This window comes from Acinetobacter sp. NyZ410, from assembly GCF_022828975.1.
Classification (GTDB): domain Bacteria; phylum Pseudomonadota; class Gammaproteobacteria; order Pseudomonadales; family Moraxellaceae; genus Acinetobacter; species Acinetobacter guillouiae.
In genome coordinates, this window is record NZ_CP094620.1 from 3,698,165 (window position 1) to 3,718,801 (window position 20,637).

Annotated in this window: 18 protein-coding genes; 9 read left to right on the top strand and 9 right to left on the bottom strand. The window is 39.5% G+C overall.

Features of this window, described 5'->3' with window-relative positions:
* Positions 1-73: 73 nt before the first annotated feature.
* The 4 genes from MTO68_RS17610 to MTO68_RS17625 all read right to left on the bottom strand — a co-directional run bounded on the left by MTO68_RS17610 (position 74) and on the right by MTO68_RS17625 (position 7,303).
* Complete coding sequence (locus tag MTO68_RS17610) at positions 74-562, bottom strand: hypothetical protein (protein ID WP_244013646.1); 489 nt, start codon at positions 560-562, stop codon at positions 74-76.
* 326 nt (positions 563-888) lie between these two features.
* Positions 889-2,082, bottom strand: a complete 1,194-nt coding sequence (locus MTO68_RS17615) for an LLM class flavin-dependent oxidoreductase (RefSeq protein ID WP_244013648.1) — start codon at positions 2,080-2,082, stop codon at positions 889-891.
* A gap of 17 nt (positions 2,083-2,099) precedes the next feature.
* Positions 2,100-4,427, bottom strand: a complete 2,328-nt coding sequence (locus MTO68_RS17620) for a TonB-dependent receptor (protein ID WP_343212613.1) — start codon at positions 4,425-4,427, stop codon at positions 2,100-2,102.
* Positions 4,428-4,690: 263 nt separating this feature from the next.
* Positions 4,691-7,303 (bottom strand): TonB-dependent receptor plug domain-containing protein, encoded by a 2,613-nt coding sequence (locus MTO68_RS17625; protein WP_244013650.1) that lies wholly within the window; start codon positions 7,301-7,303, stop codon positions 4,691-4,693.
* A gap of 283 nt (positions 7,304-7,586) precedes the next feature.
* Here MTO68_RS17625 and MTO68_RS17630 point away from each other — a divergent pair, with 283 nt between their 5' ends.
* Positions 7,587-9,176 carry an ABC transporter substrate-binding protein gene (locus MTO68_RS17630; protein WP_244013652.1) on the top strand — a complete coding sequence of 530 codons (1,590 nt, stop codon included), beginning with the start codon at positions 7,587-7,589 and terminating at the stop codon, positions 9,174-9,176.
* A 324-nt stretch (positions 9,177-9,500) separates the two neighbouring features.
* Here MTO68_RS17630 and MTO68_RS17635 read toward each other — a convergent pair whose 3' ends face one another.
* From MTO68_RS17635 to MTO68_RS17650, 4 genes are all read right to left on the bottom strand, one after another.
* Positions 9,501-9,905: a biopolymer transporter ExbD gene (locus tag MTO68_RS17635; RefSeq protein WP_244013654.1), complete on the bottom strand. Its 405-nt coding sequence runs from the start codon at positions 9,903-9,905 to the stop codon at positions 9,501-9,503.
* Complete coding sequence (locus MTO68_RS17640) at positions 9,905-10,645, bottom strand: MotA/TolQ/ExbB proton channel family protein (protein ID WP_244013656.1); 741 nt, start codon at positions 10,643-10,645, stop codon at positions 9,905-9,907. Before MTO68_RS17640 ends, MTO68_RS17635 begins: the two co-directional genes overlap by 1 nt.
* A gap of 27 nt (positions 10,646-10,672) precedes the next feature.
* Positions 10,673-11,500, bottom strand: coding sequence for an energy transducer TonB (locus MTO68_RS17645; protein ID WP_244013658.1), 828 nt, complete (start codon positions 11,498-11,500; stop codon positions 10,673-10,675).
* Between the two features lie 191 nt (positions 11,501-11,691).
* A complete protein-coding gene (locus MTO68_RS17650; protein ID WP_244013660.1) occupies positions 11,692-12,825 on the bottom strand; it encodes an LLM class flavin-dependent oxidoreductase in 1,134 nt (377 codons plus the stop codon).
* Positions 12,826-13,140: 315 nt separating this feature from the next.
* On the opposite strand from MTO68_RS17650, the gene MTO68_RS17655 reads away from it, so the two are divergent.
* The 7 genes from MTO68_RS17655 to tatC all read left to right on the top strand — a co-directional run bounded on the left by MTO68_RS17655 (position 13,141) and on the right by tatC (position 18,107).
* Positions 13,141-14,214 (top strand): ABC transporter substrate-binding protein, encoded by a 1,074-nt coding sequence (locus MTO68_RS17655; protein WP_244013661.1) that lies wholly within the window; start codon positions 13,141-13,143, stop codon positions 14,212-14,214.
* 3 nt (positions 14,215-14,217) lie between these two features.
* Entirely contained in the window at positions 14,218-15,057 is an 840-nt protein-coding gene (locus MTO68_RS17660; RefSeq protein ID WP_244013663.1) for an ABC transporter permease, read from the top strand.
* Entirely contained in the window at positions 15,057-15,845 is a 789-nt protein-coding gene (locus MTO68_RS17665) for an ABC transporter permease (protein WP_004717492.1), read from the top strand. The genes MTO68_RS17660 and MTO68_RS17665 overlap by 1 nt, the downstream gene beginning before the upstream one ends.
* Positions 15,846-15,875: 30 nt before the next feature.
* Positions 15,876-16,631, top strand: a complete 756-nt coding sequence (locus tag MTO68_RS17670) for an ABC transporter ATP-binding protein (protein ID WP_244013665.1) — start codon at positions 15,876-15,878, stop codon at positions 16,629-16,631.
* A 96-nt stretch (positions 16,632-16,727) separates the two neighbouring features.
* Positions 16,728-16,943, top strand: a complete 216-nt coding sequence (locus tag MTO68_RS17675; protein WP_004823388.1) for a Sec-independent protein translocase subunit TatA — start codon at positions 16,728-16,730, stop codon at positions 16,941-16,943.
* 13 nt (positions 16,944-16,956) lie between these two features.
* Entirely contained in the window at positions 16,957-17,373 is a 417-nt protein-coding gene (gene tatB, locus MTO68_RS17680) for a Sec-independent protein translocase protein TatB (RefSeq protein ID WP_279578597.1), read from the top strand.
* The gene (gene tatC, locus MTO68_RS17685) at positions 17,370-18,107 is read left to right on the top strand and encodes a twin-arginine translocase subunit TatC (protein WP_105713536.1); all 738 of its coding nucleotides are present in this window, start codon (positions 17,370-17,372) and stop codon (positions 18,105-18,107) included. Before tatB ends, tatC begins: the two co-directional genes overlap by 4 nt.
* 42 nt (positions 18,108-18,149) lie before the next feature.
* Here tatC and MTO68_RS17690 read toward each other — a convergent pair whose 3' ends face one another.
* Positions 18,150-19,220 (bottom strand): sigma-54 dependent transcriptional regulator, encoded by a 1,071-nt coding sequence (locus MTO68_RS17690; protein WP_004717502.1) that lies wholly within the window; start codon positions 19,218-19,220, stop codon positions 18,150-18,152.
* 317 nt (positions 19,221-19,537) lie between these two features.
* Here MTO68_RS17690 and MTO68_RS17695 point away from each other — a divergent pair, with 317 nt between their 5' ends.
* Positions 19,538-20,629 (top strand): LLM class flavin-dependent oxidoreductase, encoded by a 1,092-nt coding sequence (locus MTO68_RS17695; RefSeq protein WP_244013669.1) that lies wholly within the window; start codon positions 19,538-19,540, stop codon positions 20,627-20,629.
* The last annotated feature ends 8 nt before the right edge of the window (positions 20,630-20,637 follow it).

Sequence of the window (20,637 nt, forward strand, 5' to 3'; positions counted from 1 at the left end):
CAAGACTGGTTTAAAAATCTTGGCTTTAACCTGTTGCAATGGGCTTAGACAATATGAAGTTGGTTGTTGGTTTTTATTTCTTTTTAGGTTTCAATATTTTTCGCAATAATTTAACCCATAAACTCCACTCACTATTTTTCTTGTCAGCTGTAAAATGATTCTCAACTTTATCAAATGCGTCTTCAATATAGGCATCGTGCAACCAACGAATTGCTAAAGCCCATTTTAAAGTCGCTAAACCTGTTGTTTTCATATCAATAATATGTGAAATTTCTGTTTTGTTGGATTCTAATTCATTAATGCTAAATCTGTGAAAACCATTAAAACCGGTTAAGTCAAACTGAAAAGTGATTGATTTTTCGGGCTGATAATCTGCCACAGAATATCTGATTGGTCCATGCCCACCTTTTGAACCCACACTTAATCCATTGTCCAACTTCATGGCTGGCCATTTGTCTGTTGCTAACATCAAATCATTATCTGTTGACAAAGTCCTGAATAACTTAGCAATTTCAGCCTTTGATTGCTGAATTTCTCTTTTATGGATATTAATTACTTTCATTTTTCCTGCTCAATGGTCATGTTTGTTTGTCAGGTTATTGTTGTTGATAAAATGAAGCACAACTATCAAATATACGAAACTGTGTAAAAAATGCAAGTAAGCATTATTATTCACTTATTTACTTATAATCAGTATAGCTCTTACGAAATTAAGCTTCGGAATGATTTTTAAATGTGGTTAAGCTTTATCAGGAATCAAACTTTGATCATTGCATAGAAAGAAGAGTATGAAAATCAAGTTTACACTGCCACGCTTTGTATTTTTTATTGGTATAAAAAAGCCAAGACTGGTTTAAAAATCTTGGCTTTAACATGTTGCAATGGAAATTAGGCGATACGATATTTTGCCTCTTCAGAAATACGCTGTAATGCCTGACGCTGTTTTTTGAAATAAGGTAAAACATGTTCGCCAAGGCGATAAGCTTCTTCTAAATGTGGATAGCCCGCCAAGAAAAACAGATCAATCCCAATACTGTTATATTCTTGAATCCGCTCGATAATCTGCGAATAACTTCCCACTAAAGCAACACCTGGTGGAATACCAATATAGCCAAAGCCTGACCAAACATTGGGATGAATAAAGAAATCATCGACGTTTTTACTGCCTGCTTTTTCACTATATTCTTTTTCAAAACTCAATACACGTGCCGATCTCAAACCTGCATGTGCAGCAGACGCATGTAAGCGTTGTTTTTCAGCAGCTTCATCCAAATAACGTTGTGCCTCTGCCAACGCTTCTTGTTCGCTACGGCGTGCAATCGTATCAATGGATAAGCCGAATTTAATATTATCCCGCCCATATCTCGCAGCACGTTTGCGCACATCTGCAATCAATTCAGCAATTTCACTGGGTTTTTCAGCACGCATTAAATAATAATCAGCATGCTTCGCACCGAACTCACGAGCAGCTTCAGACGATCCTGCCGTACAAATGATCGGTAGTTCAGCTTTATTCAGAGGGTATTTTAAACCACCGCCTTCAGCAGAATAATATTTGCCCTGGTAATGGAATGATTCATTATACCAATACCCTTTCACCACATCTAAAAATTCAGTCGCACGGATATAACGGTCATCGTGCGGAGTAGCATCCCCAACTTGGCGCTGAATAACCTCAGAGCCACCGTTGATAATATTCCAAACCAACCGATTCCCTGTGGCACGCTGATACGTTGCTGCACTTTGTACTGCATTATAAGGACTAAAATGATAAGGCTGGAATGCAGTCACAAAGTTTAAACGCTTGGTTTCTCTTGCCAATAAGGAACACACTGTCCATGGTTCTTCACCTGTAGGTGCATTCACCATCAGTGCGCCTGCAAAACCATTGATTTCAGCCGCACGAGCCACTTGGCTAAGATAGTCGATATAGGTAAAGTCATCACCAACTTGGTAATTCGATGTCGCACCAGTATTTTCTACACCCGCGACACGTGACCAATCACCACGATTGCGTGGATCACCTGCTAAGTACTCTGCTTCACCATGCAGTGGTAGACGGGTAAAAAATTCAATTCCCATGATGTTCTCCGTATAACTTAGAATTTAGCAGTAAGAGAAACACCAACTTGACGTGGGTTTCCATAAGTTAAAACATATTGTCCAGCGGGACCATTTGGACGGCCATGTACTTGATATTCTTCATTCAATAGGTTTTTAACGTAAGCATTGACTTGGTATTTGTTATTTGCGCTATGGTAGCCAACATTGGCATTCCATAAGGTATATGCTTTTTGGCTTAAGATTGGATCTACCGAATAATCTTGACGGTTTACGAGGAAAAACTCACGGTCACGGTAGCTGGCATCTGTACCTACAACAACACGAGCACCATCATTGAGATTAAAGGTATATTCTCCACCCAGACCGACGGTGTATTTTGGCGAACGGACTAGACTGTTGCCTGTATTATCTGCATTAACCACATTGGTTATTGGGTTTTTATCGACGAAATCGGTATATTCGCTGTCAAGATAAGCACCAGCAAAACGTAAACGTAGATTTTCAGTCACTGAATAATCTAATTCTAATTCAGCACCTTTAACTTCAGCTTTTGGTCCATTGGCGAGAACAGAGGTCACACCGCCACCTTGTCCCTCTGTTGCAACCAGTAAATTGGTTTGAATATCTTTATAGTCATAATAAAAAATATTGGCATTTGCGATTAAATCTCCGTCCAATAACGTAGATTTTAAACCGAGTTCATAACTATTTAAGTATTCAGGATTCACGTCGGCAAGTTGGGTTAAGCTGCTGGATAAACCAGTGTTAAATCCACCTGAACGGAAACCGCGTGCAAATCTAAAATAAGTATTTAAATTAGGATTAATTTCATATTCTGGGGTGATGTCATAGGTCAACTCATTCCAAGTTTTATTGCGACTTGTTGACCCATTTGCATTTGGGGTTGGGTTATAAACAGCATTGCTATAACCATCTTTTTTCCACCAACTGCCTTTTGTATAGTCTCCCGTTGTGATCTGAGTCAGATTGAGATCAATATCTTTTTCTTCACTGGTCCAACGTAAACCACCTGTCACTTTAAATTTATCTGTAAATTTATAGGTACTATTACCAAAAAGTGCAAAGCTTTGAGTGGCTTGGTTATAGGTTATATCTCTAAATGCTGGCGTAGACGCAGTTTGAGAAGCAGCGCCATTTGGCAATGTTTTATTGACACGTGCACTGACTCCAGTGGAATCTAAATCCTCATTAAAATAATGAAATCCTGCAATCCAGCTTAAGCGTTTTTCAGCATCAGAAGCGATACGGAACTCTTGGCTATATTGACGCCATTCATTATCACTATAGCTTCGTGCGACATCATAAGGGGTGTAATCACCATCTGAAATCGACTTTTGTGTGGTCTTATCAAAGGCAGTAATCGAAGTAAAGCTATATCCGCCCCCCAAATCTCCAGTTAAGGTTAATGACGCGCCATCATGCTGAATCTTATTGTTTTCATCTAAATCTAAATTGGTGTCTCGCCCTTTAGGTCTTTCATAAATACCCCAGTATTTACCCACACTTAAGGAACCATTACTGCCTAAACCATTATAAGTTTGGCTGTGTAGATTGACCAAGGCATCCCATTCATCATTGATTTTGCCTAGCACTTGGAAACGAAAAGATTTTTTATCCACGTTGCCATAATCTTCACCATTGGCAATATTCTTTGCATATCCGTCACGGTCTTCAGAGTAAAAAGCCCCGCGCACCGCAACATTTTCTGAAATTTTACCGTTTGCTGCGCCTTCAAATGTTCGTAGGTTATGATCCCCTAAACCAATGGTTGCATATCCATTGGGTTTATCTGAAAAATTAGGCTTTTTAGAAATATAATTGACTGCACCCGCGGTGGTGTTTTTCCCATAGAGCGTACCTTGTGGACCACGTAAAACTTCTATACGCTCTAAATCAAACAAGTCACCTGCACCTGCAACTGGCGCATTTAAATAAACCCCATCTGCATAAACGCCAACAGGAAATACTGTCGATGCAGCCACATCTCCCGTACCTAGACCACGAATATACCAACGTGGACGACTATCCCCATCTGGGTTTTCAGCTGCAGCATTTGGTGTATAGGTTAAAACATCCCCAATAAAAGTAGAACCTTTCGCAGCCAAGTCCTTACCCGAAACAGCAGTAATTGCAGTTGGAACTTTTTGAATATTTTGCGCCCGATATTGTGCAGTGACGATCACATCACTTAATTTTTTGACATCTTTGGCTTTTTCAACCTGTGCCTGTTGTGCTGGTGTAGTCTCGATCTCTTCATTTGCAATAGCCAGTGTTGAAACACTCGCCGTTACGCCCCACATAGCAGTTAAAATACTCTGCCTAATTTTTGTAACCTTAAACATGGTGACTCCATTTAAATAAATCTATTCTTGTTATTGGCAACTTTTGTGCCATTCTATTTATTTAAATATTTTCAAAGTGTTATATAAAAAATCATAAAAAAAATATTTATTTTTGCTGATAGATAGACATTTCTGATTGTCGTATTGTTGTTATTTCAACATTTTGCTGTTTTTTATTTTTAATGATATCTACTAAGAATAAATTTATAAAAAAGCCATACAAAAGTATGGCTAATGCAATCAAAAATAAAAATCTGTTTAATTTAGAATTTATAGCTAAATTGTCCTTGTACCGTCAATGGACGCATTGGCTGTAAAAACTCGCTATTTGCACCAGCTAAACCATTTACGAAATTACGCTCATTGGTCAAATTAAGAATATTTAAGCCTACTGTCCACTGCGGTTGACGATAATAAAGTCCCAAATCTAAATTATAATTATTGGGTACCTTTACGGTCTGACTTAGATTGGTATACCAGTTACTTGTCCACCAGCCCGATAAGTTTAGTCCAAAACCTGACTGGTGCTGATAGTCCACATAAGCACTTGCAGAATATTTAGGAATGCCTGCTGCATCATAACGTCCTGCTTTGCGTTGGTTTAAAGCATTGCTATCGCCCCATACCGTCGCATTGTCTGCATGGAAACCAAAAGGTGAAAAACCAGCCGGAATAATGGAAGAATATTCAGCATTGAGATAGGTTAAGTTTGCCCCGATCGCGATATTTTTTTGTAGCTGCCAACGTAATGATGATTCAAGGCCTTTGATTTCAAAACGCGCCATATTGCCATTGGTATCAGGTGATAAATCGCGCTTCTGTTCAAAACCACTGAGCGTTAACAGAAGTTGATCAGTGATCGGCTCGTATTTCACTCCCACTTCTTTTAATTCACTTTGGCTGTCAAAAGCCAAAGGATTTAGCTGATTTCCAGCGCCCCAAATTAAAAATGGACCAAATACACCCGTATTCAAAGCTGTACTTTTATCATAAGTAAAATATAGGGTACTTTTTTCAGTAGGTTTAATAAAGGTACTGGCTTGATAGCTGAGCAAACTATATTTATTGGAATCTGAGCGGACATCTGTAGGGACTAAAACCAGTGGATTCTCTAATTTTGCTTTTATAGAACTGTGGTTAATTCCCAGATTAATCCCAAAAACATCATTAAAGGTAAAATTTTGCTGTGTAAATACGCTGTAAGTGTCCCAAAAGCCTGTTCCTGTATAAACTGCACCACCTCCATTGGGAGGAAAACCGCCTTTTTCAGCATATAAGCCATGACCCACAGGATACATTCGAGGTAGATTTAAATAGCCAAAATACTGCGAATACTGTGGAACACCAGCCTGCCCAATCCAGCTTCCAGTCGAACCGCCATGATTGACCAACCCCAATAAATCTCCAGGGTTTTTCTGTGATGGATCATTGGTTAAATCATAAGGATTGATATTAAAACTATTGTTTGCTGCGAGAGAGGTAAATTTCTCATGCCGATAAGCGCCACCTGTACTGCTTTTATTGTTGATTTTGACACTCAATAGCTCAAAGTCATGATCGCCTAAAAACTCTAAGCGGTTATCCAATAATTCATGGTCCAAATCGGTAAAGAAACTCCCAACAGAATCACCCAAATCACGACTCTTTTGATATAGCGTACTATTGGCCACAGACCAATTTTCATTGATATCTTTGACCAGTTTAAATTGTGTACTAAAGCGCTTTGCACTGTTTTTATCTTCGCTCCGACCAGAAACATCATCATCTAATTTGACTAAGCCATTGCCTGCGATTGATGGATCATAGACCCAGCCTCGAATTGTACCCGCTTGATCAGCATTGGAACTTGGCAAAGGAGAAGTCTGTACTGGACCTACAGCAATATATTGATTTTTGTCATTCTTCTGCCGAGTTTGCCAACCAATCACTTTAGAGTGAGCTGCACCAGACTCAAAGACTGGAGACCAAAAGTTTGAACCGTTTTGAATAATCGGGGTCGCTCTGCCTTTATAGTAAAGCCCTTGATCAACGGATTGTTGTGTCGCTCTGTTCCAACCATGCGTCACATTAAAATCTGAATAATCGTCATAACTGATATTCCAGTCAACCCGTAGACTGTCATCTGGACGCCAAGCCAAAGCACCATAAAATGCATTAAAATTATTTTTTACATTGTCATAATAGTCATCTGTTCGTTGTGCTGTTGCACTGACACGAAATGCCAATTCTTTAGAAATAGGTGCAGTATGATCAATACTGACTGAGAAATTAGGCTCAGCACCTTGCCCTGCATAAATTGAACCCACTGATCCCGAAATCGTGGTTTGTGCTTTATTAAAATTCGGTTTTTTGGTGAGATAATTAATATATCCTCCTGAACCTGACGTCGGTGCAAAAATTACCCCCGTTGGTCCTGCAACAATATCAGCAGCTTCATACGCATTTAAATTGGTCGGATGTCGGGTACTGTATATTCGTTGGCTATCTTGAAAAACTTCGGAATTTTGCCCACGTATCTGTGGCGCGAAATTGGCATTTTGCCCACCTCCTCTGGTGATACTTGGAGCATACTTAACCAAATCATCTGCACTACGAATAACATCTTCACGAAACTGTTGTTCTGACACTTGTGAAACGACACGTGGGGTATCTAATACAGAACTATCCGTCCCATAAATCGAAGTGACTTTACGCTTGGGGAGAATGGTGGTTTTTTTATTTGCCCCTGTCACCACAACATCAGCTAAGGTAATTACATCACCATCAGAATCCTTGGCTTGCTCTGAGGTTTCTTCAGCAAAAATAGCACATGGAAAAATTGCCCCAAATAGCCCTAGCGCAATCACCAGTGGCTTTAATTGAAAGTTCTGTTTCATATCACACTCAGTAAAATACATTTACACTGCGTTACGCAAAGCCTATGCCAATCTTTAAATAGGCAAAAATCAAATATAAAACATTGATTTTTATTACTTTTAAATAGCCCTCATTGATATACAGATTTTATTCATGTTTATTTTTTCAACAGAAATGCTGAAAAAGCAACAGTGACAAAAAACACAACGCTTATAATTAATTGATAAATATTAGAAAAATATTAAAAAGAATTGGCATTCATTGTGCAATCTCCTCTGGATAAGTTCTAACTGAGTATTTTTAATGACACATGAAACCTTGTTACTCTCACGTCGAAAATTTTTAACCCAAAGTCTAACTGCACTAGGTGGCGTTTCTTTAATCAGTGGTTTATCTGCTTGTGGACAATCTCCACAACCTAGCGCTGACTCCCAAAGTTCACTTTCCAGTACCCCTAAGCATGGTGGAACAATTCGATTAGGGCTGATTGGTGGACAACAATCAGGTAGCCTTGACCCTCACCTTTCAGCATCAGGAAGTGGGATTACCCGTGGATTTGCGATTTATAATAAGCTCTGGGAATGGGACGAAAACATGCTTCCTCGTCTTGCTTTGGCTGAATTTGCAGAACCTAATCATAATGCCAGCGAATGGACCATACGACTGCGTAAAGGTTTAGAGTTTCATCATGGTAAAACCGTCAGCGCAGATGATGTCATTTTTTCATTGCAACGATTAACAGATCCAAAGCTTGCCTCACCTTTTCGAAATCTTGTGCAATGGATTGATCGTGATCGTATCCAAAAATTAGATCAATATACAGTACGCATTCCTTTTATTAGTTCAATTGCTGGCTTTGTGGCGCTGCCTGAAACTTGGGTCAATTTTGGCGGTATTGTCCCCACTGATTTTGATCCCATTCATAACCCTGTGGGCGCAGGTCCTTATAAAGTCAAAGAATTTATCCCCGGTCAACGTTCAGTCTTTACTCGGTTTGAAAACTATTTTAAAGCAGATCGGCCTTATGCAGATCGTTTTGAAGTCATTGACTTTAAAGATCAAGTTTCTCGACTAAATGCATTATTGGCAGGACAAATTGATCTTGCAAATGCGATTTCACCTGAATACATTAAAATTTTAGAGCAAGCAAAACATATTCAAACGGTTCGTTCTCAAACCAATACCCACAATAGTTTTGACTTTAATACTCAACAGGCACCATTTAATGATCCCAAAGTCCGCCAAGCATTTCGTTTAATCGCCGATCGTCAAGAGCTGATACAACGGGGTTTAAACGGTCAGGGACGCATCGCCAATGATTTATATTCGCCACAGGATCCAGCATTTCTAAATTTGCCACAACGTCAACAAGACATTACGAAAGCCAAGAACTTATTGGCTCAAGCGGGCTTTAAAAATGGCTTAAGCGTTGAACTGATTACCCCCGTTGGCAACGCCCAACCTGCCCTAATATTTGCAGAACAAGCAAAGAAAGCCAATGTCAGTATTCGGGTCAAACAAGTTGATTTAGCCACATTTAATGGACCTGATCGGAGTAAATGGCAATTCTCCAGTAATGCAACCAACGTGGGTACGCCGTATTTATCCACTGCTGTAGTGAATGATGCGCCAATTTCAACAACCAATCGTGTCAACTTTAAAGACCCAGAATATAGTGAGCTGTTTTATAAAGCACTGGCTGAACCCGATTTAGCCAAGCGCAAAGTGTATTTGGCTCAGGCACAAAAAATTCAACATGAACGCGGTGGAATGCTGATCTGGGGTTTTAGCCATAGCATAGATGCTGCATCGAAACAGATCGGAGGATTAGCGGCAGAACACACTATTTTCCCAACGTGGCGTTTTGAGAAATTATGGAACAATCAAGCCTAAAATAAAATTTGCAGAGCCTTAACACCAGCAAGCATCTGCTGTAGTCAGCGATCTTGTGACTTTTCAAGGACGAAAAGTCAATACAGTATGGGGCTCTGATGGTACATCCCGTCTATTGCTGCCCAACACAACGACCTTTATGTTGCTGATCAAAATCGTGAATAACACATTCATTTTAGACACATTCAGTTTATAAAAATCAGGCTTATATAAATCATGTTTATACAAAGCAATAAAATTTGAACGCTGTTTTTATTTTAACTACTCATATTTTTAGGCACTAAAAAAGCTGCCGTAGCAGCTATTTCATTCAGCATCCAAAGACTACTTGGGTACGGTAATCACAGATAATTTTTCTATCCCTACTCGCTCAATACTGGCAAGTAATTTTGCAACTGTTCCATAAGGAATGGTCTCATCGGCATTTAAATTCAAAGCCAATTTAGGGTTACTGTTTTTACGTGACTGAATCTCTTTTTCAAAACTTGCCAAAGTTACTTTATCCTTGTCAAGGAAGATTTCTCCTTGCGGATTAACACTAATGACAACCGCTTTATTCTGATCCGTTGACTGCGTCGGTGCAGCCTTGGGTAAATTTACTTTCACGGTATTGGTTAACAGGGGTGCTGTAACGATAAACACGATGAGTAAAACCAGCATCACATCAACCAATGGCGTAATGTTAATTTCACTCACCACATCATCTTCTTGGGAGGTTGAAACGGCCATTATGCAAACACTCCTTTTTCTTTGACTTCTTTAGTGGATGCATCATGATTGACTACAGTATTTCCAGTGGTATTTTTTGGCTTAGCGACAGGTAACTGAAAGCCCGCTTTTTGATTTAAACTGACAAAATCAGTGGCAAAATCATCGAGGTCTGCACCGATGGTTTTAACTTTACGTATGAAATAGTTATAAGCCAACACAGCGGGTACCGCCACAGCAATACCAATACCTGTAGCAATCAAGGCCTCACCAATTGGCCCTGCAACCACATCCATACTTGCATTACCTGAATGTGCAATGGCCTGTAAAGCATGAATAATCCCAAACACTGTTCCAAATAGTCCAATGAACGGTGCGTTATTGCCAATCGAAGCCAATAATGCAGAACCTTTTTCCAATTGACGACGTTCAGTTAAAATTTGCTTGCGTAAATGACGCTCTAATAAATCCTGACGACTCCAACTGTTTTGCAAATCTTGATGAGTCTTTTCATCTGCCTCAATCAAGGTTTGAAAACCGGCATTTGCAACACGGGCTGTAGGGCCTTCACCTTGTTGTGATTGAGTCACTGCCTCAGGCAAATTTTTGGCTTTCCAAAAGGCTTCGACAAAGACCTTACTTTGCTTGCTGGCTTTCTGTGTCTGTACCACTTTAACCACGATCAACACCCATGTGACGATGGAGAAAGCAACCAATAACCAGATTGTGCCGTCATGGATCAATGAATTTATGTCTGTCATGTAGATATCCTCTTAATTTAAAATAGTTTATTTCGGTAATTGATAATGAATTGGAACATCAACCCAACCTTCGACAGGTGTTTTACCTTTTAAGGCCGGTGAAAATTTCCATTGCTTTACTGTTCTTACAGCCGCGCTGTCTAAAAGTTTTTTGCCGCTACTTTGTTTAACCGTTACGCTATCTGGGCTACCGTTTGGCAATACTTTGACCCTTAAAATCACCGAGCCTTCCCAACCACGTTCTAAGGCCTGTTCTGGGTACTCTGCTGCGGGGTTGCTTAGATAACCTGCATAACCCTTGGCTTCTGTCACAGGTAAATTGTCATCAGTAGGCTTCACTGGTTCTGCTGTTTTTGGAGCAGGTTCAGCGCTCAGTTTTTTGCTTACAACAGGTTCCTCAGTTTTTTGAACTGTGTCTTGCGCAATGGGTTTTACAATCGGTTTGGCTTGCTCCACAGTTTTTTGAACAGGTTTCGGCTGTTCGATAGGTTTCGCAATCGGTTTTGGTTTTTCGACCACAGGCGGAGTTTTGGGTTTTTGCGTCACTGGTGGAATTTTAGGTTCAATGACTTTAGGTGGTTCCACTGGTTTGACAATTTCAATCACCACGGGTTCTGGCTTTGCAATGTCCAAAGCTGGTGTCGGTAATTGTTTTGCGATATACCAAATACCCAAATGTGCTGCAGCAACCGCAATGATCGCGATCCACAATTTATTCAATTTTGCTGGAGGTGATTGACTCACATCCAAATGATGTCGTGTAAATGGGTCTGATATGCCAGTTGCAGTTGAAGCAGATGCATATTGCCCAAATAGCAACGCCCGCTGATGGGGATTAAATATTCGTTCACTCATGGCAATTTAAACTAAAAAATAAAATACTGTATTGAAAATTGCACAAGTCATGCCAACAATATAAGCCACTAATTTTTATAAATTTAATTAAAAACACTCTTCGATTTGTCAGCAAAGCTGTTGGTTTTAAGACAGTTCTATGCTGTTGAAACAACAAGATCCCTCTGATATCTCAAAGGGATCTAAACTTATTATTTTAATTTATATCCAACCAAGGGTAAGACTTCTTCAGCAACCCGATATGCTTCTTCCAAATGTGGGTTACTGGCGAGAATAAAATGCCCAACGCCAATGTCGATATATTCTTGTAAGCGCTGTGCCACTTGTTCATAGCTCCCCACTACAATACAGTTTGGCCCCCCCCTTACATTTGACATACCAGCCCAAACATTTGGACTGACAAATAAGTCTTCAAAACGATTGCCTTGTGCTAAGGCCTGCTGACGTTTTGCACCAACCGACTCAGTATCTTTACGTTCAAATGCATTGCCATCAACAGCGATGGTTTCATACATCTGTTTAAGTTCTTGAAACGCTTGTTCCTGTGTGGGGCGTGCCAAAATATCAATACGCATACCAAACTTTAGCTTATGGTCTGGGGTATTTTGTGCAAGGAAGGATCGCGCCTGTTCAATCACTTTTTTCTGCTGTTCAACAGGTTCCCCCCAGGTTAAGTGGATATCGGCATGCCGACCTGCAACTTGCAGTGCCGCTGGACTTGCTCCCGCTAACCACAAACGAGGAACTTCATATTGATTCATTGGGTATTTCAAACCACCTTGTTCAACGTGGAAAAACTTTCCATCATAGTCAAAAGGTGCCTGATGCGAATACCCTTTTACAAACTCTAAAAATTCATTGGTTCGCGCATAGCGCTGATCATGTTCAATAAAATCACCATAGGCTCGTTGCTGTGCCCCACCGCCACCTGAGATCACGTTCCATTCAACCCGTCCCTGACTGAGACGCTGCAAACTTGTTGCCATTTGGCTTGCGTATGCAGGATGGATAAACCAAGGTTGAATCGCAATCAATAATCGGAGTCTTTTGGTTTCTCTTGCCAATGCCGATGCCAGCACCCACGGTTCTTCAGTATGTGGAAAAGCAGGAATCAATGCGCCGTGAAAACCCACGATATCTGCGGCTTTTGCTACCTGTTGTACATAATCATAGTAGGCAAACAATTCATCTTGATGTTGAGGTGCCACACGTTGAGGGGATTGTACTGCTGGGCCCAACTGGTTCCATTCACCTCGTGTATGTAACTGATGTGCTCGACGACCATCCCCATGCACAGGGATTCTCCATAAAAATTCAACAGACATAATACTTCTCAATAATTTAAAGGTTTTACACGCTATCGTGAGTGATACAACTCATGAGCAGAAACCATGCCGTTTTTTATTCAATATTGAATTCATCTATATTGTTGTTTTATCTAAATATTATAAAAACCCAGCTAAACATGGTGTTGAAATTTCAACACTTATCCATCCAATACTGTCGGTTTCACAACATAACCTGTTTGATCCATTCAAATAACACCAATCATAAAAACATAACAAACTGATTTATATAAAATAATTATTTTGGCTTGGTTCTTGCTCTATCCCCTTATATTTCTAGATTTTTATGATGATATGCGTATTTTTTCTGGTCTTTTTTTAAGTTTTAGTCTTTTAGGATTGGTTTCTTGTGGCGTACACAAAGCCGAAGATCCAAACCAAAGTAAAACCAGTCAACAACAGCTTCGTATTGCGGTTGTGGCCAATAGAACTTCTGGCGGTCTGGACTTTATTGGTGTACCACAACTTATTGCACAGGACCCCATTTTTTTAAAAGCATTAAAGCAGAAAAATATTGAATTAAAGTGGGAACCTGTAACCACTGCGGCTGTGGCCACCTTAGTCAATGAAAGCTTTATCAACAATAAAATTGATTTTGCTTTTTATGGCAATCTTCCTGCGGTAGTACTCAATGCCACTGGTGTTAGAACACAAATTGTCGTCCCTGGCGGAGTGGGTAATAATGTTTATTTGGTGGTTCCAGCGGATTCACCCATCAAAACCATTGAGGACCTCAAAGGTAAAAAGATTGCCTTACATCGTGGTCGTCCTTGGGAAATTAATTTTGCTCAATTGATACAGAGCAAAGGTTTAAAGCTTAAAGATTTTCAAATCATCAATCTCAATCCACAGGCGGGAGCTGCTGCTTTATCCGCTAAAAGCGTCGATGCATTTTTTACCTTAAGTGATGCGCTCACTTTACAAGATCGCCATCTTGGCAAAATTATTTGGTCATCGCAAAGTCTACCCGCTGACTGGAAAATGCGTGCTGAACTATGGGGACGCAAGACTTATCTGGATCAACATCCAGACACAACCCAACTACTTGCTGATGCGACAGTACGGGCAATGCAGTGGATTTCACAGCATCAAGATGAATTCCAACAAAGCCAAACCAAATTTGGTCAGCCTCTAAGTGTGATTCAACGCGAAAGTCAAAATACCAGCAGTAACTGGCAACAAGATTGGTCACCTGAGTACCAAGTGGATTTTCTTAAACAGCATTATGCAAAAGTCATCGACCATGCTGTAAAAAACCAATTGATTCAAACGCCAATCAAAGCTGAAGAGTTGCTCAATGCTCAGTTTACCCGTCAAGCCATTCAAAATTTACAACCACTTGATATTCAACATAAGCAAGGAAACTAGGTCATGAAAATCCTCGTAAATCCGCTTATCGAAAAAAAAATCGTGGCGATCAAAGCACCATTATGGAGGCGATTGTCTTCTGAGCAGGTCTATCGCTTGCTCTCATTCCTTTCACCCATCTTGGCGTTACTGGTTTGGCAATTGATTAGCTATTTACAGATTTTTCCAACCCAAATTTTAGTGCCACCTATAACGGTATGGCAGACATTTCTTGCCTTGTTGCAAAGTGGTGAACTCCAACTGCATTTAAAAGATAGCCTTTCTCGACTGCTGATGGGTTTTTCAATTGCGGCCATCAGTGCGATTTTGTTTGGCATTGCCTATGCATCACTCAGCTCTTTCCGTCATTACACCTATATTTTGTTCAATATCCTTTATCAAATTCCAATCTTTGTGCTTATTCCTATTTTTATTTTGGTTTTTGGCATTGGTGAACTATTTAAAATTTTACTGATTATTAAAGCCTGTTTTTTTCCAATCGCACTCACAACAGCGGATGCAGTTCGAAATATTCCTAAAAAATATATTGAATTGGGCCAGATCTACAAACTAAAAACTCCAGCATGGTTGAGATACATCATCATCCCTTGCATCCTCCCACCATTAATCGGTGGACTGCGGATTGCTCTAGGTCGTGCTTGGTTGATTTTGGTGGCCGTTGAATTACTTGCTGCAGGCACTGGCATTGGTCAAATGATGGAGCTCGGACGACAAATGTTACGGTTAGACGTTGTCATGGTCGGAGTTTTTATTACAGGAATCATTGGTTTTGCTTTAGATAAAACTTTACGTCAGCTCGAACAATATCTTGTATCACCTGCATTGAGTTCAAGGGGGAAATAATGTCACAGCATCCACTGAACTTAAAAAGTGCTTTTGCGCAACCACTGATCTTGATCAAAGGTCTGCTGCTCCCGCTCCTTTTACTGGCCTTATGGCAATACAATTCAAGTTTAGGCGCCAGTCATGCCTATGCATTTGTGCCTTTACAGAAGGTGTATTTTGCTTTTATTCAGCTGCTTGAAACAGGTGAATTATGGTTAAACACATGGGGAAGTCTTAAAAAAGCTGGATTGGGATTTTTACTTGGCTCGACAACAGGGCTACTACTCGGTGCCTTACTTGCCTATTCAAAAATTTTAAATGCCTTGGTTTCACCATTATTTAATAGCATTCGCCAAGTACCCTTACTTGGTTTAACCCCATTGATTGCACTGTGGTTTGGCAATGGTGAGCAGGCAAAAATCTTTATTATTGCGCTTGCTTCTTTTTTTCCGATGGTGATTAACAGCTTTCAAGGGCTAAGTCATTATGACCAGAAATACAGTGAAGTCGCTCGTATTTACAAATTATCTTTTTGGCAGGAATTTAAAAAAATCCGTTTCCCTCAAGCTCTCCCATATATTTTAACGGGGTTGAATTTAGCGGTGCCTTTTACATGGATTACCACAACTGCCAGTGAGCTGTTATTCAATGCTGGTGCAGGCTTAGGCAATTTAATGATGAAAGCTGAAATCAATGCCGAAATGGATATTTTGTTGGTGTGTGCAATTACGGTCACCCTCAGCGGTATTGGCATGACGCTTTGCATTCACTTGATTTCTAAACGACTACTGCAATGGCGTGTTTAACTGAATCATCCATCTCATCAGGATATTGATATGAGCTTTTCCTTACTCTCGATTAAAAAACTCAATAAATCATTTTATCGAGATCAACAAACTTTCACCGTATTAGATGGTATTCATCTCGATATTCAACAAGGAGAATTTATTTCTATTGTCGGAAGCAGTGGCTGTGGTAAATCGACCTTGTTGCGCTTAATTGCAGGATTAGATAAAGACTATCAAGGTGAGATTTTACTGAATCAAACACCAATACAAGGGACAGATTTAAAACGCGGTTTAATTTTTCAGGAGCACCGTCTATTGCCTTGGCTCAGTGTTTCCGAAAATATTCATTTAGCACTCGAAGAAACCGACTTAAGCCGTGCCGAAAAAAATGCCCGTGTGGCAGAACATCTTACAATGGTGGGTTTAAAAGGTTTTGAAAATGCTTATCCACATGAGCTATCGGGTGGTATGGCGCAGCGGGTAGCGATTGCACGAGGCTTGGTTAATCAGCCTGATATTTTACTTTTAGATGAACCCTTTGGTGCTTTAGATGCAATTACACGTAGCCATCTGCAAACTGAATTACAACGTATTTGGCAAGATCAAAAGATCACCATGATTCTAGTTACACATGATATAGAAGAAGCGGTTTATCTGGGTGATCGCGTGATCGTAATGTCTGCTCGACCAGGAAAAATTAAACAAATCATTCAAGTTCCTTTGCCCCATCCAAGACATAAAGACAGCGAATTATTATTTAACTATCGTAATCAAGCACTCAATATGCTGGACCATAGCGCATAATGAAATCGAATATTCATCGATATAAATATTATTTAGAAAATATATTCAAGCATGATATTTATATCAACAAGTTTTAAATTATTAAGGAAATATGAAATGGGTTTATCAATTTGGCATATATTATTATTTGCCGTGATCGTTATTTTATTATTTGGTACATCAAAACTTAAAAACTTAGGTAAGGATTTAGGTGGTGCAATTAAAGATTTTAAAGACTCGGTTCATTCTGATGATCAAAAACTGTCTGAAACAAATCAGCCTAAAGAAATCCATCATCTCGATTTAAATAAAGAAAAAAACACTAACCGGTGAGTACTAAATCATTATGTTCAATATCAGTTTTGGTGAACTCTTGGCTTTTGCTGTTATTGCACTGATTATATTGGGACCTGAAAAGCTCCCTCAAACATTAAGGGTGGGATTACTTAAATACAGAGCCCTTAAAAATAATCTTAACAAAATCCAGCTAGAGTTAGAAAATGAACTGGAATTGCTTGAACTAAAAAGGATCATGCAAGAAGAGCTGCTCAAAATAAAACAAAACGAAGAGCTGCTCAAACAGCAGCTTGCACAAATGCAACACGAAATCCAAAGTGTACATAGCGCTGTTGCTATAGCACATCAAGCGCCTCCTTATCCCACACATGATTATGTTTATCAAATCTCTGCGCGTGAATTAAAAGTACCCTTTTTAATTTACACAACATCATCCAATATCTTGCGTGAGGATGAAGCTGCATGACCGAACAAATACTCAGTGAAACACTCACTGAAATGAAATATAGCGAACATTTAAAAGAGCTTAGAAAGCGTTTGATCTATAGCATTGCTACAGTCTTAACTATTTTTTTACTCTTATTGCCCCTTGCACAACACAATTATCATTTTTTGGCTCAACCCTTAATATCCCGATTGCCTAAAAATTCAACCATGATAGCTACAGATGTGATGAGTACATTTTTAGCGCCCTTTAAACTCAATATTTATTTTGCAATTTTATTGGCGATTCCCTTTATTCTTTATCAATTCTGGCGCTTTATTGCACCTGCTCTATATCAAAGTGAAAGAAAATTTGGCATGGCGCTTGTGCTCTCCAGCATTGGTTTATTTTATCTTGGCATCTTATTTGCCTATTATTTGATTCTGCCTTTGGCGTTAAACTTCTTTGTCTTAGCTTCACCAGATAATGTTTTACCGATGACTGATATCAACAGTTATCTTGATTTCTGTCTCAAGCTTTTTCTAGCTTTTGGTATCGCCTTTCAAATCCCTGTACTCACCTACATTCTTATTTTTATTGGCATTCTTTCTATTCAACAATTGGAACATTACCGTAAACACATCATTGTTTTGTTTTTCTTTATCGCAATGTTTATTACACCCCCTGATATTTTTAGCATGCTTGCACTGGCAGTACCAATGTGGCTTTTGTTTGAACTGGGTTTATGGATCACAAAAATGACCAGCCCAAAATAAAACATCCATGGGTAAAATGGATGTTTCTATTGCACAGCCCAATTAAACAATTTCATTTTTATTTGGTAATAAATTATATCTTGATAACAAATTACGTAAAACATTGCGCGACAGTCCTAACATTTTTGCAGTCTTAACCTGATTATTCCAGCAACTTGAAAAAGCGGTATTGACGATTTTATCTTCAATGATGTGCCATGCTTCACCATCATATTCTTGAAATAAACGCTTGAGTACATCCTCAAACTCTTGAATCAAATCATTATCTGGTAAAACGCTTGAGCCACCCTCCTCTGAAAACCTTAAATGTTCAATATCAATGGTTTTGCCACCACTGATGAGCAGTGCATAATGGATATTATTTTCAAGCTCACGGATATTTCCCGGCCAACTATAGTTGAGTAGTGCATTTCTGGCGCGATCACTGATGTTGGGTTTTGGCGTAATCATCTTTTGCGAATAGGAGTTTAAGAAAAAATCCACCAAAGGCAAAATGTCACCCTTACGCTCTCGTAATGGTAAAATATTTAGCACAACCACATTTAGGCGATAGTATAAATCTAAACGGAATTTATTTTCCGCGACAGCTTTACGCAAATCAACATGTGTACCAGACAAGATGCGTACATTAATCGGGATCGGTTTACGTCCACCGACCCGAACAACTTCCTTTTCTTGCAATACACGTAACAGTTTTACTTGCAAAGACAACGGCAACTCACCCACTTCATCCAAGAACAAAGTTCCGCCGTCGGCTGTTTCAAAAATACCAGGGCGTGTCTTATGCGCACCCGTAAATGCGCCTGCTTCATAACCAAACAATTCAGATTCTGCAAGTGTTTCAACTAAAGCACCACAATTGACAGCAAGAAACGGCTTATTTTGGCGATCACTTTTCAAATGAATTTCACGTGCGATTAATTCTTTACCTGTACCTGATTCACCTTGGATGATCACACTGGCAGAACTTGGTGCAATGGTTTCAACTTGGCTTAATAGCTTACGAGAGTTTTGATCAGAAAATATAATCGCTTTTGCTCTTATTGGCTTAATTGGTACACCATTATCAGGCAAGGTAATTACTTTATAATCATTATCCAAATAGGATTTCATAATTAACCCTTTAAATAGCTGAGGAGGATATTAAAATAGAATAGTACAATTCTATTACAAAGCTGATAAATAATAATTACAGATATTTAATCCTAAATTTATATATTGAATGATTTAATAGGCGTTTTTGCTTATGCATTTATAATCAATGTATTTCTATTTTTATGCAATGTTTCTTTTTAAACAATATGTCTGTCAATTGATCATATATAAACAGCTTACAATAATAATTTTGAAAAAATTATATATTTTATCTCCCCTCACTATTTGGCATCTATTTTGCTCTTTTATTTAAAATTTACAGCATAGGTTAAATGATGAGCATAGAGTTTGTGGGTATGGTTTTTCCAAATCAATGGTCTGAAACCAAAGGAACCCGAATTAGTCATAAAATTGATCTCGAATATTTACGCTATCATGCTCGTGCACATGAATATGCAGGCTTTGATAAAGTTTTAATCGCCAATGGACCAAATAGCCCTGATAGTACCCAAATCGCAGCTTATCTGGCACAACAGACTGAACGACTTGGATTTATGATTGCACATCGCCCTGCGCTGATGACGCCTAATCTGGCTGCACGTTCCTTTGCCACACTAGACCATACCACTGGCGGAGGACGCATTCGTTTACATGCCATTACGGGAATTACCGCCGAACCCCAAGAAGGTGATGATATTGTTGATAAAATTGAACGTTATGAACGCACGGGTGAATATCTAGATATCATCCAAAAGCTTTGGAAAAGTGAGCAACCGATTCACTATGAAGGCAAATACTTTAAACTGGAAAATGCTTTCTGCCCTTTAAAACCGGTCAATGGAACTTCTATTCCGATTTCATTCGGTGGTTCTTCGGATATTGCCTACGATATCGCAGTGCGTCATGCAGATCTTTATTCGCTTTGGGGTGAGCCTTTAGCGGGCGTGAAAGAGCAGATAAATAAACTTAAAAAGGCAGCAGAAGCAGCCAATAACCCCCAGCCGCAGGTCAGTTTATCAGTACGTCTTATTATTGGGCCAACAGAACAACTCGCATGGCAACGAGCACAACAAATTTTAGCTGATATTCAGCAAAATCCAACGTTCCAAAATAATGGCTCACTTTCGGGACATAAAATTAAAGGCGTAGGTTCACAACGGTTACTGGCAGCAGCACAACAAGGTGATCGCCATGACCGAGCCTTATGGATGCCAACTGCAAGCGCAGTTGGGGCCTATGGTGATACCACCGCCCTTGTCGGAACGCCTGATACGATTATTGCCGCATTACTTGATTATGTAGATCTGGGCGTCACCACCTTTTTAAATCGTGGTTATGATCCAATTTACGATACTGTGGACTATGGTCGTTATATTATTCCTGCGGTACGAGATGAGGCGGCCAAGCGAAACAAACAGATTGCCTAAGTCCTCAA